Annotated in this window: 10 protein-coding genes and 4 tRNA genes; 13 read left to right on the forward strand and 1 reads right to left on the reverse strand. The window is 62.7% G+C overall.

Annotated features, from left to right (window positions below):
- Positions 1 to 97: 97 nt before the first annotated feature.
- The 6 genes from aruF to astE all read left to right on the forward strand — a co-directional run bounded on the left by aruF (position 98) and on the right by astE (position 6,384).
- The gene (gene aruF / locus RR51_RS03325; protein WP_013973652.1) at positions 98 to 1,117 is read left to right on the forward strand and encodes an arginine/ornithine succinyltransferase subunit alpha; all 1,020 of its coding nucleotides are present in this window, start codon (positions 98 to 100) and stop codon (positions 1,115 to 1,117) included.
- A 78-nt stretch (positions 1,118 to 1,195) separates the two neighbouring features.
- Complete coding sequence (gene astA, locus RR51_RS03330; protein ID WP_013973651.1) at positions 1,196 to 2,224, forward strand: arginine N-succinyltransferase; 1,029 nt, start codon at positions 1,196 to 1,198, stop codon at positions 2,222 to 2,224.
- The gene (gene astD, locus RR51_RS03335) at positions 2,225 to 3,688 is read left to right on the forward strand and encodes a succinylglutamate-semialdehyde dehydrogenase (protein ID WP_039612610.1); all 1,464 of its coding nucleotides are present in this window, start codon (positions 2,225 to 2,227) and stop codon (positions 3,686 to 3,688) included.
- Positions 3,689 to 3,711: 23 nt separating this feature from the next.
- On the forward strand, positions 3,712 to 5,061 hold the full coding sequence (astB, locus tag RR51_RS03340; protein ID WP_039612611.1) for an N-succinylarginine dihydrolase: 1,350 nt from the start codon (positions 3,712 to 3,714) through the stop codon (positions 5,059 to 5,061).
- A 14-nt stretch (positions 5,062 to 5,075) separates the two neighbouring features.
- Positions 5,076 to 5,366, forward strand: coding sequence for a topoisomerase II (locus RR51_RS03345; protein ID WP_003256592.1), 291 nt, complete (start codon positions 5,076 to 5,078; stop codon positions 5,364 to 5,366).
- Positions 5,367 to 5,376: 10 nt separating this feature from the next.
- A complete protein-coding gene (gene astE / locus RR51_RS03350; protein WP_039612612.1) occupies positions 5,377 to 6,384 on the forward strand; it encodes a succinylglutamate desuccinylase in 1,008 nt (335 codons plus the stop codon).
- A gap of 21 nt (positions 6,385 to 6,405) precedes the next feature.
- Here the strand turns inward: astE and RR51_RS03355 are convergent, their stop codons facing one another.
- Complete coding sequence (locus tag RR51_RS03355) at positions 6,406 to 7,686, reverse strand: M91 family zinc metallopeptidase (RefSeq protein ID WP_039612613.1); 1,281 nt, start codon at positions 7,684 to 7,686, stop codon at positions 6,406 to 6,408.
- Positions 7,687 to 7,951: 265 nt separating this feature from the next.
- Here RR51_RS03355 and alaS point away from each other — a divergent pair, with 265 nt between their 5' ends.
- The 7 genes from alaS (at position 7,952) to RR51_RS03390 (ending at position 13,054) form a co-directional block, all read left to right on the forward strand.
- Positions 7,952 to 10,576 carry an alanine--tRNA ligase gene (alaS, locus tag RR51_RS03360; protein WP_015271263.1) on the forward strand — a complete coding sequence of 875 codons (2,625 nt, stop codon included), beginning with the start codon at positions 7,952 to 7,954 and terminating at the stop codon, positions 10,574 to 10,576.
- A 245-nt stretch (positions 10,577 to 10,821) separates the two neighbouring features.
- Positions 10,822 to 12,057, forward strand: a complete 1,236-nt coding sequence (locus tag RR51_RS03365) for an aspartate kinase (protein ID WP_013973645.1) — start codon at positions 10,822 to 10,824, stop codon at positions 12,055 to 12,057.
- A gap of 165 nt (positions 12,058 to 12,222) precedes the next feature.
- On the forward strand, positions 12,223 to 12,411 hold the full coding sequence (csrA, locus tag RR51_RS03370; RefSeq protein WP_003254503.1) for a carbon storage regulator CsrA: 189 nt from the start codon (positions 12,223 to 12,225) through the stop codon (positions 12,409 to 12,411).
- A 72-nt stretch (positions 12,412 to 12,483) separates the two neighbouring features.
- Positions 12,484 to 12,574 (forward strand) — tRNA-Ser (locus tag RR51_RS03375).
- Between the two features lie 106 nt (positions 12,575 to 12,680).
- Positions 12,681 to 12,757, forward strand: a tRNA-Arg gene (locus RR51_RS03380).
- Positions 12,758 to 12,828: 71 nt separating this feature from the next.
- Positions 12,829 to 12,905 (forward strand) — tRNA-Arg (locus RR51_RS03385).
- A 72-nt stretch (positions 12,906 to 12,977) separates the two neighbouring features.
- Positions 12,978 to 13,054 (forward strand) — tRNA-Arg (locus RR51_RS03390).
- Positions 13,055 to 13,348: the final 294 nt, after the last annotated feature.

The raw sequence follows: 13,348 nt of genomic DNA on the forward strand, positions 1-13,348 counted from the left end.
GCACCGGGCCGGTGATACCCGATTCCAGTGCAGGTGCCAGTGCACCTGCCGTTTTTCCGTGCCGCCGTGAGCGGCCCGATTCCAAAGGAGTGACACCATGCTGGTGATGCGCCCCGCGCAAATGGCTGATCTGAACGAAGTGCAGCGCATGGCTGCAGACAGCCCCATTGGTGTCACCTCGCTACCGGACGACACCGCTCGCCTGGGCGACAAGATCGCCGCATCCGAGACTTCCTTCGCCGCCGAGGTCAGCTTCAACGGTGAAGAAAGCTACTTCTTCGTGCTCGAGGACAGTGAAACCGGCAAGCTGGCCGGTTGCTCGGCCATCGTCGCTTCGGCCGGCTACTCCGAGCCGTTCTACAGCTTTCGTAACGAGACCTTCGTGCACGCCTCGCGCGAGCTGAAGATCCACAACAAGATCCATGTGCTGTCGCTGTGCCATGACCTGACCGGCAACAGCTTGCTGACCAGCTTCTATGTGCTGCCGGAACTGGTGAACAGTGGCTGGGCCGAGCTCAATTCGCGTGGCCGCCTGCTGTTCATGGCCGCTCACCCGGAGCGTTTCGCCGACTCGGTGGTGACCGAGATCGTCGGCTACAGCGACGAGCAGGGCGAATCGCCGTTCTGGGATGCCATCGGCCGCAACTTCTTCGACCTCAACTACGCCGACGCCGAGCGCCTGTGCGGCCTGAAGAGCCGCACCTTCCTCGCCGAACTGATGCCGCACTACCCGATCTACGTGCCGCTGCTGCCTGACCTGGCTCAGGAAGCCATGGGCCAGGTGCACCCGCGGGCGCAGATTACCTTCGACATCCTCATGCGCGAAGGCTTCGAGACCGAGCACTACATCGACATCTTCGACGGTGGCCCGACCCTGCATGCGCGTACCTCGGGTATCCGCTCGATCGCCCAGAGCCGGGTTGTGCCGGTGAGGCTCGAGGAAGCCCCGGTCAAGGGCGGGCGCCCGTACCTGGTGTGCAACGGCCAGTTGCAGGACTACCGCGCGGTGCTGCTGGACCTGGACTGGGTGCCGGGCAAACCGGTCAGCCTGAGCCCGGCAGCCGCCGAGGCGCTGGGGGTGGGCGAGGGTGCCAGCGTGCGCCTGGTTGCGGTCTGAGGTCTGGCAACAGACGTTTCGGGATTGATGCGTTAGAAGAGTTTCGCGCCGGCCGCCGCCGCCGCAAAAGGAGATAGCATGATCGTTCGTCCTGTACGCAGCAGCGATTTGCCTGCGTTGATCGAATTGGCACGCAGCACCGGTACCACCGGGCTGACCACGCTGCCGGCCAACGAAGAGCGCCTGGGGCATCGCGTTGGCTGGGCGGAGAAGAGCTTCCGCGGCGAAGCCGAGCGTGGCGACACCGACTACCTGTTCGTGCTGGAAAACGACGAAGGCATGGTGGTGGGCATCAGTGCCATCGCCGGTGCCGTCGGCCTGCGCGAGCCCTGGTACAACTATCGGGTCGGCCTGACCGTCAGCGCCTCGCAGGAGCTGAAGATCTACCGCGAAATCCCCACCCTGTTCCTGGCCAACGACCTGACCGGCAACTCCGAGCTGTGCTCGCTGTTCCTGCGCAGCGACTACCGCTCCGGCCTCAACGGCCGCCTGCTGTCGCGGGCGCGCATGCTGTTCATCGCCGAGTTCCCCGAGCTGTTCGGCAAGAAGATCATCGCCGAAATGCGCGGCATGTCCGACGAGCAGGGCCGCTCGCCGTTCTGGGAAAGCCTGGGCCGGCACTTCTTCAAGATGGAGTTCAGCCAGGCCGACTATCTCACCGGCGTGGGCAACAAGTCGTTCATTGCCGAACTCATGCCGAAGTTCCCGCTGTACACCTGCTTCCTGTCCGAGGCGGCGCGCAACGTGATCGGCCGCGTGCACAAGGACACCGAGCCGGCGCTGGCCATGCTCAAGCAGGAAGGCTTCAACTACCAGGGCTACGTCGACATCTTCGACGCCGGCCCCGCCATCGAGTGCGACACCTCCAGGATCCGCGCCGTACGCGAGAGCCAGACCTTGGTGCTGGCGGTGGGCACGCCGGGCGATGACGCGACGCCTTACATCATCCACAACCGCAAGCGCGACGACTGCCGCATCACGGCCGCACCTGCGCGGCTGGCTGCCGGTACCCTGGTGGTCGACCCCTTGACCGCCAAGCGCCTGCGCATGGGCGCCGGCGACAACGTGCGCGCCGTGCCGCTGTCGGCAAGCCGGGAGGCCCAGTAAATGACCACGCATTACATCGCAGGCAATTGGCAGGTTGGCCAGGGCGAAACCCTGCAGTCGCTCAACCCGGTGACGCAAGCCGTCGTCTGGCAGGGGCAGGGCGCTGACGCCAGCCAGGTGGGTGCCGCCGTGCAGGCTGCGCGTCAGGCCTTCCCGGCATGGGCGCAATTGAGCCTGGAGGCGCGTATCGATGTGCTGGAGAAGTTCGCCGCGCAACTGAAAGCGCATGCCGAAGCCATGGCCCAGTGCATCGGCGAGGAAACCGGCAAGCCCCTGTGGGAGTCGGCGACCGAAGTCACCAGCATGATCAACAAGGTCGCGATCTCGGTGCAGAGCTACCGCGAGCGCACCGGCGAAAAGAGCGGCCCGCTGGCCGATGCCACGGCCGTGCTGCGGCACAAGCCCCATGGCGTGGTGGCGGTGTTCGGCCCGTACAACTTCCCTGGTCACCTGCCCAACGGCCATATCGTGCCAGCGCTGCTGGCTGGCAACTGCGTGGTGTTCAAGCCCAGTGAGCTGACGCCCAAGGTGGCCGAACTGACCGTCAATTGCTGGATTGCCGCCGGGTTGCCGGCGGGTGTGCTCAACCTGGTGCAGGGCGCGCGCGAAACGGGTGTGGCACTGGCCGCCAACCCAGGTATCGATGGCTTGTTCTTCACTGGCTCCAGCCGCACCGGCAACCTGCTGCACCAGCAGTTCGCCGGCCGCCCGGACAAGATCCTGGCCCTGGAAATGGGCGGTAACAACCCGCTGGTGGTGGACGAGGTCAAGGACCTCGATGCGGCGGTGTACACCATTATCCAGTCGGCGTTCATTTCCGCCGGCCAGCGCTGCACCTGCGCCCGTCGTCTGCTGGTGCCGCAAGGCGCCTGGGGTGATGCGCTGATCGCGCGCCTGGTCGAGGTGAGCAGATCCATCACGGTCGGGGCGTTCGACCAGCAACCGGCGCCGTTCATGGGTTCGGTGATCTCGCTGCAGGCGGCGCGGGCGCTGATTGCGGCCCAGGCCGAACTGGTCGCCAAGGGGGCCGTGAAGCTGCTGGAAATGACCCAGCCGCAGGCCGATGCCGCACTGCTGACCCCAGGCATTGTCGATGTCACCGCTGTGGCCGAGCGCCCGGACGAAGAGTTCTTCGGTCCGCTGCTACAGGTGATCCGCTATGCCGACTTCGATGCCGCCATCGATGAGGCCAACAACACCCAGTACGGCCTGGCCGCCGGCTTGCTGTCCGACTCCCACGCCCGTTACCAGTACTTCTGGCTGCGCAGCCGCGCCGGCATCGTCAACTGGAACAAGCAACTGACCGGTGCCGCCAGCAGTGCGCCGTTCGGCGGCGTGGGCGCCAGTGGCAACCACCGCGCCAGCGCCTATTACGCAGCGGACTACTGCGCTTACCCCGTGGCTTCGCTGGAGACCGCCAGCCTTGCCTTGCCGGCAACCTTGACGCCGGGCGTCACCCTATAACAACAGGTCACGGAGCCTAGCCGATGAAATCCTACGAAGTGAATTTTGATGGCCTGGTGGGGCCTACCCACAACTATGGCGGCCTGTCCTACGGCAACGTGGCTTCGCAGAGCAACAGCCAGCAGGGTTCCAACCCGCGCGAAGCCGCGCGCCAGGGCCTGGCGAAGATGAAAGCGCTGGCCGACATGGGCTTCAAGCAGGGCGTGCTGGCGCCGCAGGAGCGCCCGGACGTGGCTGCACTGCGCCGCCTGGGCTTCAGCGGCAGCGATGCCGAAGTGATCCAGCGTGCCGCCAAGGAGGCCATGCCATTGCTGGTGGCCAGTTGCTCGGCTTCGAGCATGTGGGTGGCCAACGCCGCCACGGTCAGCCCCAGTGCCGACACTGCCGATGGCCGCGTGCATTTCACTGCTGCCAACCTCAACTGCAAGTACCACCGCAGCATCGAGCACCCGACCACCAGCCGCGTGCTGGGGGCCATGTTCAGCAACGACAAGCACTTTGCCCACCACGCGGCACTGCCTGCCGTGGCACAGTTCGGTGACGAGGGGGCGGCCAACCACACGCGCTTCTGCCGTACGTATGGCGAGGCCGGCGTGGAGTTCTTCGTCTACGGCCGCAGCGCCTTCGACAGCCGCTACCCGGCGCCGCAGAAGTACCCGGCCCGGCAGACCCTGGAAGCCTCCCAGGCCGTGGCCCGGCTGCATGGCCTGAGCGATGACGGCGTGGTCTACGCTCAACAGAACCCGTCGGTAATCGACCAGGGCGTGTTCCACAACGATGTGATTGCGGTGGGCAACGGCGAGGTGCTGTTCTACCACGAGGACGCCTTCCTCGAGACGGACGCGGTACTTGGCCAACTGCGAGCTAAACTGGCCAGCAAGGGTGGCAACTTCCAGGCCATCTGCGTGCCGCGGGCAGCGGTGACGGTGGAGGACGCGGTGCGTTCCTACCTGTTCAACAGCCAGCTGCTCAGCCGCGGCGACGGCTCCATGCTGCTGGTGGTGCCGGAAGAGTGCCGCAACAACGAGCGGGTCTGGGCCTATCTGGGCCAGTTGACCAGCCAGGGCGGCCCGGTGCGGGAGGTGAAAGTGTTCGACCTCAAGCAGAGCATGCAGAACGGCGGTGGGCCGGCTTGCCTGCGTTTGCGCGTGGCGTTGAAGGAAACGGAACTGGCAGCGGTCAACCAAGGCGTTATCATGACCGCCTCGCTGTACGACACCCTGTTGCAGTGGGTCGACAAGCATTACCGCGATCGCCTTGGCGAGGCGGACCTGGCCGACCCGCAATTGCTGGTGGAATGCCGTACGGCACTGGACGAATTGACCCAGATCCTGAAGTTGGGCTCGGTGTATCCGTTCCAACGCCAACCTTGAAGAGAGACTTTGCAATGACCGACGCCCTGCGCCTTATCCTGGAAGATGAAGACGGCACCCAGCTGGAAACTTCCTGCACCCGCTTTGCCGTGGTCTGGCAAGGCAAGGAAGTGTGGATTCAGCAGGATGGTCGTGGCCAGCTGCTGATCGGCGTGGATGTCGAGGAAGACGACACCGAGTACGCCAACCTGCTGCTGCGCCCGATGGCCACCAACCTGGTCAGCCTGCAGCTGGAAATGGAACCGGCGGAGGTCGGCGAAGACGACGATCACGTCCATGGCCCCGATTGCGGCCACCACCACTAAGGAAGTACCTATGCTCGCCCTTGGCAAATTGCTTGAGCTGACCCTCACCGATCACGAACCGGCCGAGAAGACCCAAGTGACACCCAAGGGCGCGCGTTTGCGCTGGCTGGGGGAGGGCGCGCTCGAAGTGCGCCCGGCCGAAAACGAGGATTGCGGGCTGGACCTGCTGCTGTCCGCCGGCATCCACGGCAACGAAACGGCGCCGATCGAGTTGCTCGAGCGGCTGTTGCATGGCGTGGCCAACGGCAAGATCAAACCCAAGGCCCGGGTGCTTTTCCTGTTTGGCAACCCCGCAGCGATCCGCAAGGGCGAGCGCTTCATCGAGCAGGACATCAACCGCCTGTTCAACGGCCGCCACGAGCTGTCCAGTGGCTTCGAGGCATTGCGTGCCGCCGAGCTGGAACAGTTCGCCCGGGTGTTCTTCAGCAAGGCGGGGCGCAGCCGCCTGCACTACGACTTGCATACCGCCATCCGCGGCTCGAAGATCGAGCAGTTCGCCTTGTACCCTTATAAAGAGGGGCGCAAGCATTCCCGTCGCGAGCTGGCACGCCTGGCGGCGGCGGGCATGGAGGCGGTGTTGTTGCAGAGCAAGTCTTCCATCACTTTCAGCGCCTTCACCTACGAGCAGTTGGAGGCCGAAGCCTTCACCCTGGAGTTGGGCAAGGCCCGCCCGTTCGGCCAGAACGAGGAGGTCAACCTCGACAAGCTGGAGGAGCGGCTGATCCGCATCATCGAAAACACCGAGCCCGAAGGCGAAGGCTCGCTGGATGGCCTGCAGCTGTTCAGCGTTTCCCGCGAGATCATCAAGCACAGCGACAGCTTCCACCTGCACCTGCCTGCAGACATCGAGAACTTCTCCGAGCTGAGCAAGGGCTACTTGCTGGCCGAGGACCTGGCCGAGACGCGTTGGGTGGTCGAGGAGGAGGGCGCGCGCATCATCTTCCCCAACCCCAAGGTCAAGAATGGCCTCAGGGCGGGGATTCTGATCGTTCCCGACTCCGGCCAGCGATTAGGCTGAGCTGGCCCCGATAGCCTGGGTTCACGGCTGTGTGCGCAGCTCCAGTTGCAACGCCTGACGCAGCCCGTTTTCAGTGAAGGCGGGTGGGTTGGTGTTCAGGGCGGTGCTGCCGCCGAATGTGAACCTGCAATCGGTGGGTAAGCCGATGCTCTGTAGCAGCAGGTTGTCCACCGGATAAGCACCGTTTTTGCCTTGAACCTCGGTCTGGCCCGGAAAGACGGTGCCTGACATCGAGTTCCAGCCTTGGCACAGGCAACGATACAGGTCGAGTAGTGGCAGTTGCGCTGCGGTCGACCAGCCTGGGTTGTATGCCAGGGTGCCGCCGCTGTAGCCCCAGCTACTCTGGTTTTCGTCGATGATGAAGTGGCCTTCGTCTTCATCTTCTTCGTGGTCGCTGGGTGTATAGGTCGTGAATTGGTGTCTGGCTGCTTCGATCACGCTGATCGGGGCTCCGGACTGCCCGGCCTTTTTATCCAGGGCCGCCAGTAGCGCCTGGCCGCAGGGTAGTTTGCGCAGCAGTTCCAGTGCATCCTCTGCCGCTTGCCTGAATTGGTCGCTACCCGTCACTTGCACGCCGATATTGCCCAGGGCCTGATGTTCGGCCATCACGGGTTGGGCCAGTCGTGCATCGTTTTCGGCATTGCGGTAGAGCTCGACCCCGGAGGACTCGCGGCCGAGCAAGCGGTGCCCCGTGACGTTGACAACCGCGTCGCCCTTGTCGATGAGTACCGGGCCGCTACCGACCACAACCTGATGCGTGCCGGTATGGGCGTCGATGTGGACGATACCTGCGCCGGTCTCGATCCTGTTGCCGGTCCCTATCATGTCGATCAGCACCGTCTTCTTCACCTCCGGGGCTATGACCACGTGGTGATTGCCATCGGTGAGGCGAATGGCAATGGCTTGGGCGGTATGCGCGGGGACCATGAATACCGCATCGTTGATGGTCACTTCCAGCAGGCATTCGCGAGGGGCGATACGTACGCGCTTTTGCTGTTCATTCGCGCGCAGCGCACGCGGGGCCACGTTGAAGACCAGCAGCTCGCTGTTCTGGGTGCCGCGGCGATAGCGCCGCCCCAATGGATAGGCGCGTTCGAGGGTGATTCGCACATTTTCGTCGGCCTGGATGTACTTGACCTCGGTCTGCTGCCGAGGGTTGTCTTCGTTATTGTCGAAGGCGGTTTGCGAGTGGCCGGGTTCTCGGGTGTCGATGTAGTAGATCGGTCTCGGGTTGGCCTGCATGATGCCGTGGGGTAGCGGATGCGGGTCCGAGTGGAGTTTGGATATGTTCAGCTCAGGCATGGAGTGCTCCGGCAGCGAGGGTAGGTCGGCAGGATCCCGTTCCACTGCGCGGGTCAGGTGTTGCTTATGTACCGCATGGGTGGGCCAGCAGGGCTGCTTTTCCGCCGTGGCCGTGCTAATGAACGGCTTTTCATCCGCCGATTGCTGTTCTGGTGTACAAACACACTGTATCTCCCGTTCAGGCTGGATATAATGGCGCCCTTTGCCGTCGTTTCGTCGATTCGACGTATTAGCCCAAACGGCCGCCGTTTCCGTGGAAGAACCTATGAAAAGCGCAGAAATCCGTGAAGCCTTCCTTCGCTTCTTCGAAGAGCAGGGACATACCCGAGTCGCCTCCAGTTCGCTGATCCCGAACAACGACCCGACCCTGCTGTTCACCAATGCCGGCATGAACCAGTTCAAGGACTGCTTCCTCGGTGCGGAGAAGCGTGCCTACACGCGTGCCGTCAGTAGCCAGAAGTGCGTCCGCGCAGGCGGCAAGCACAACGACCTGGAAAACGTCGGTTACACCGCGCGTCACCACACCTTCTTCGAAATGCTGGGCAACTTCAGCTTCGGTGACTACTTCAAGCGCGACGCGATCACTTTCGCCTGGACCTTCCTGACTTCGGAAAAATGGCTGAACCTGCCAAAGGAAAAGCTCTGGGTCACCGTCTACGCCACTGACGACGAAGCCTACGATATCTGGACCAAGGAAGTCGGCGTGCCGGCCGAGCGCATGGTGCGTATCGGCGACAACAAGGGCGCCCCGTACGCTTCCGACAACTTCTGGACCATGGGCGACACCGGCCCATGCGGCCCGTGCACCGAGATCTTCTACGACCACGGCCCGGACATCTGGGGCGGCCCACCCGGCTCGCCGGAAGAAGACGGCGATCGCTACATCGAGATCTGGAACAACGTCTTCATGCAGTTCAACCGTACCGCCGACGGCGTGCTGCACCCGCTGCCAGCGCCGTCGGTGGACACCGGCATGGGCCTGGAGCGCGTCAGCGCCGTGCTGCAGCACGTGCACTCGAACTACGAGATCGACCTGTTCCAGAACCTGCTGTCGGCCGCGGCCAAGGCCATCGGTTGCAGCAATGAGGGCCAGGCCTCGCTGAAAGTGGTCGCCGACCACATCCGTTCGTGCGGCTTCCTGATCGCCGACGGCGTGCTGCCGTCCAACGAAGGCCGTGGCTACGTGCTGCGCCGCATCATTCGCCGCGCCTGCCGCCACGGTAACAAGCTGGGCGCCAAAGGCAGCTTCTTCTACCAGATCGTTGCCGCGCTGGTCGCTGAAATGGGCGAGGCCTTCCCGGAACTGAACAGCCAGCAGGCGCACATCGAGCGCGTGCTCAAGGCTGAAGAAGAACAGTTCGCCAAGACCTTGGAACAGGGCCTGCGCATCCTCGAGCAGGACCTGGCCCAGCTCGAGGGCGACGTGGTGCCGGGCGACGTGGTGTTCAAGCTGTACGACACCTACGGCTTCCCGATGGACCTGACCGCCGACATCGCCCGTGAGCGCGAGCTGACCATCGACGAAGCCGGTTTCGAGCGCGAGATGGACGCCCAGCGTGAACGTGCCCGTTCCGCCAGCGCCTTCGGCATGGACTACAACAGCCTGGTCAAGGTCGACAGCGCCACCGAGTTCCTCGGCTACGAGGCCACCGAAGGCCAGGGCAAGATAATCGCCCTGTACAAGGACGGCCAGGCCGTCGACCAGCTGGGTGAAGGCGAGCAGGGCGTGGTCGTGCTCGACCGCACGCCGTTCTACGCCGAATCCGGTGGCCAGGTGGGCGACACCGGCTACCTGCAGGCTGGCGCTGCGCGCTTCGATGTGCGCGACACCACCAAGACCGGTGGTGCCTTCCTGCACCACGGCGTGGTTGCCAGCGGTGCGCTGGTGATCGGCTCCCCGGTGGAGGCCAAGGTCGATGCCGACGTGCAGCACGCCACCTCGCTGAACCACTCCGCCACCCACCTGCTGCACGAAGCGCTGCGCCAGGTACTGGGCGAACACGTACAGCAGAAAGGCTCGCTGGTCGACAGCCAGCGCCTGCGTTTCGACTTCAGCCACTTCGAGGCGGTGAAACCGGAGCAGATCAAGGCCCTGGAAGACATCGTCAACCGTGAAGTGCGCAAGAACACTGCGGTGGAAACCGAACTGACCGACATCGAAACCGCCAAGGCCAAGGGTGCCATGGCGTTGTTCGGCGAGAAGTACGGCGACACCGTGCGTGTGCTGAGCATGGGCGGCGATTTCTCGGTGGAGCTGTGCGGCGGTATCCACGCCAAGCGCACCGGTGACATCAGCCTGTTCAAGATCATCAGCGAAGGCGGCGTTGCTTCTGGCGTGCGCCGTATCGAAGCGGTCACCGGTGCGGCTGCGCTGGCCTACCTGAACGCTGCCGAAGAGCAGGTCAAGGAAGCCGCGCAACTGGTGAAGGGTAACCGCGACAACCTGATCGACAAGCTGTCGGCTGTGCTTGAGCGCAACCGCCAGCTGGAGAAGCAGCTGGAACAGCTGCAGGCCAAGGCCGCCAGCGCCGCCGGGGATGATCTCTCCAACGCGGCCGTTGAGGTCAAGGGCGCCAAGGTGCTCGCCGCCCGCCTGGATGGACAGGACGGCAAGGCACTGCTGGCGCTGGTCGATCAGCTGAAGAACAAGCTCGGCCACGCAGTGATCCTGCTGGGCAGCGAGCATGAGGGCAAGGTTGTGCTGGTGGCCGGCGTGACCAAGGACCTCTCCAGCCAACTCAAGGCTGGCGATCTGATGAAACAAGCCGCTGCGGCGGTGGGTGGCAAGGGCGGTGGTCGTCCGGACATGGCTCAGGGTGGCGGCGTCGACGTCGCCGCACTGGACCAGGCCCTGGCGCTGGCCGTGCCATTCGCAGAGCAGGGACTTTGAGATGAGGGGGCCGGCGGTCTAGTGGCCTGTACGGCTAATTCTTGCGCTCAAATTCGAGTGCCAGGGTTTGCCGCGCAAGGCGCCGCGACGAGTCGTAGCCGGGCTACGGCGAGGAGTGGCAACGCAGCGAGGCGAATCCTGGTGCCGAATTTGGGTGCAAGAATTAGCCACACAGGCCACTCCCATCCGGCCTCTTCATGTTGGATTGTTTTTTGGGGCCCTGTATGGGCTGAGGCACCATTGAAATGGCGTTGATCGTACAGAAATTTGGCGGCACCTCTGTCGGTTCCATCGAGCGGATCGAGCAGGTAGCCGATAAGGTCAAGAAACACCGTGAAGCGGGCGACGACCTGGTGGTTGTGCTGTCGGCAATGAGCGGTGAAACCAATCGCCTGATCGACCTGGCCAAGCAGATCACCGATCAGCCGGTTCCGCGTGAACTGGACGTGATCGTGTCGACCGGTGAGCAGGTCACCATTGCCTTGCTGACCATGGCCTTGATCAAGCGCGGTGTGCCAGCGGTGTCCTACACCGGCAACCAGGTGCGCATTCTCACCGACAGCGCACACAACAAGGCGCGCATCCTGCAGATCGACGACCAGAAGATTCGTGCCGACCTCAAGGAAGGCCGCGTGGTCGTGGTAGCAGGCTTCCAGGGCGTAGACGAGCACGGCAGCATCACCACGCTTGGCCGTGGTGGCTCCGACACCACGGGTGTGGCCCTGGCGGCTGCGCTGAAGGCTGACGAGTGCCAGATCTACACCGACGTCGATGGCGTCTACACCACCGACCCGCGTGTTGTGCCGCAGGCCCAGCGCCTGGAGAAGATCACCTTCGAAGAGATGCTGGAAATGGCCAGCCTCGGTTCCAAGGTGCTGCAGATCCGTTCGGTGGAATTCGCCGGCAAGTACAACGTTCCGCTGCGCGTGCTGCACAGCTTCAAGGAGGGTCCGGGTACCCTCATTACCATTGATGAAGAGGAATCCATGGAACAGCCGATCATTTCCGGTATCGCCTTCAACCGTGATGAAGCCAAGCTGACCATTCGCGGCGTGCCGGACACCCCGGGCGTGGCCTTCAAGATCCTCGGCCCGATCAGTGCCTCGAACATCGAGGTCGACATGATCGTGCAGAACGTTGCCCACGATAACACCACTGACTTCACCTTCACCGTGCACCGCAACGAGTACGAGAAGGCGCAGAGCGTGCTGGAAAACACTGCCCGCGAAATCGGTGCCCGTGAAGTGATCGGCGACACCAAGATCGCCAAGGTCTCGATCGTCGGCGTCGGCATGCGTTCGCACGCCGGTGTTGCCAGCCGCATGTTCGAAGCCCTGGCCAAGGAGAGCATCAACATCCAGATGATCTCCACCTCCGAGATCAAGGTTTCGGTCGTGATCGAAGAGAAGTACCTGGAGCTGGCCGTACGCGCGCTGCACACCGCGTTCGAGCTCGACGCCCCGGCACGACAGAGCGAGTAATACGCTGCCTGGAAGGGCGCGGCTTGCCGCGCCCTTCGCGTTTCTGCTCGCCACGCAGGCCCGTCCTGCCCTGTGTGGCGAGCAACCAGGCCCAGGTCGTCGTCCACGACTAGGCCGCGACACCCAAGACTGTTACCCCTGAATGTTTTGCGTAAGGAGAAAGCTATGTTGATTCTGACTCGTCGGTGCGCCGAGAGCCTGATCATTGGAGACGGCGAGATCACCGTGACGGTGCTCGGCGTAAAAGGCAACCAGGTGCGTATTGGCGTCAGCGCCCCGAAAGAAGTGGCTGTGCACCGCGAGGAAATCTACCTGCGGATCAAGAAAGAGAAGGACGAGGAGCCAAGCCTTTAATTTTTTTGAAGTTTTTTTCAAAAAAAGGGTTGCAAACGAGGAAGAGCCTGTTTAATATTCGCCTCGTGTTGCGGTGAGGTGGCCGAGTGGCCGAAGGCGCTCCCCTGCTAAGGGAGTATACCTCATAAGGGTATCGGGGGTTCGAATCCCCCCTTCACCGCCATTATTCGCTTAGGGCGCTGTAAACGGTAAGAACGCTAAGTAGTTGATTTTAAACGAAAAAGTTCTTGCAAAAATGTTTCAGCGACCTATAATGCGCGGCAAGACACGGACTCATAGCTCAGCTGGATAGAGTACTCGGCTACGAACCGAGCGGTCGGAGGTTCGAATCCTCCTGAGTCCGCCACTTTTGAAGTGGCTTTGCTTGCAAGGCTGCTTCAATCAACCAGTGGTAATCTGGTCTAAAACTACCATCGCGGACTCATAGCTCAGCTGGATAGAGTACTCGGCTACGAACCGAGCGGTCGCAGGTTCGAATCCTGCTGAGTCCGCCACTTTTTGAAGTGGCTCTGCTTGCAAAGGCACTTCAACCAACCAGTGGTAATCTGGTCTAAAAATACCACCACGGACTCATAGCTCAGCTGGATAGAGTACTCGGCTACGAACCGAGCGGTCGGAGGTTCGAATCCTCCTGAGTCCGCCACACCAAATCAAGAAGCCCGCTCAATTGAGCGGGCTTTTTGTTTTTCTGCGCCAATGAATTGTTGCTGATGTCGATCTACGCTCTTCTGTAATGATTGTGGTGTAGCTTGAGGCCGCCATGCGGCCCATCGCCGGCAAGCCAGCTCCCACAGGGACAACACAGTCCAGGGAGCAGCGCGATACCTGTGGGAGCTGGCTTGTCGGCGAAAGGGCTGCAAAGCAGCCCCGAATTCGATCAGGTATCGCATACACATCCAGGCACACAACAAATGTGCTTTAACCGCCAGACCCACCG

This window comes from Pseudomonas sp. C5pp (assembly GCF_000814065.1).
Taxonomy (GTDB): domain Bacteria; phylum Pseudomonadota; class Gammaproteobacteria; order Pseudomonadales; family Pseudomonadaceae; genus Aquipseudomonas; species Aquipseudomonas asiatica.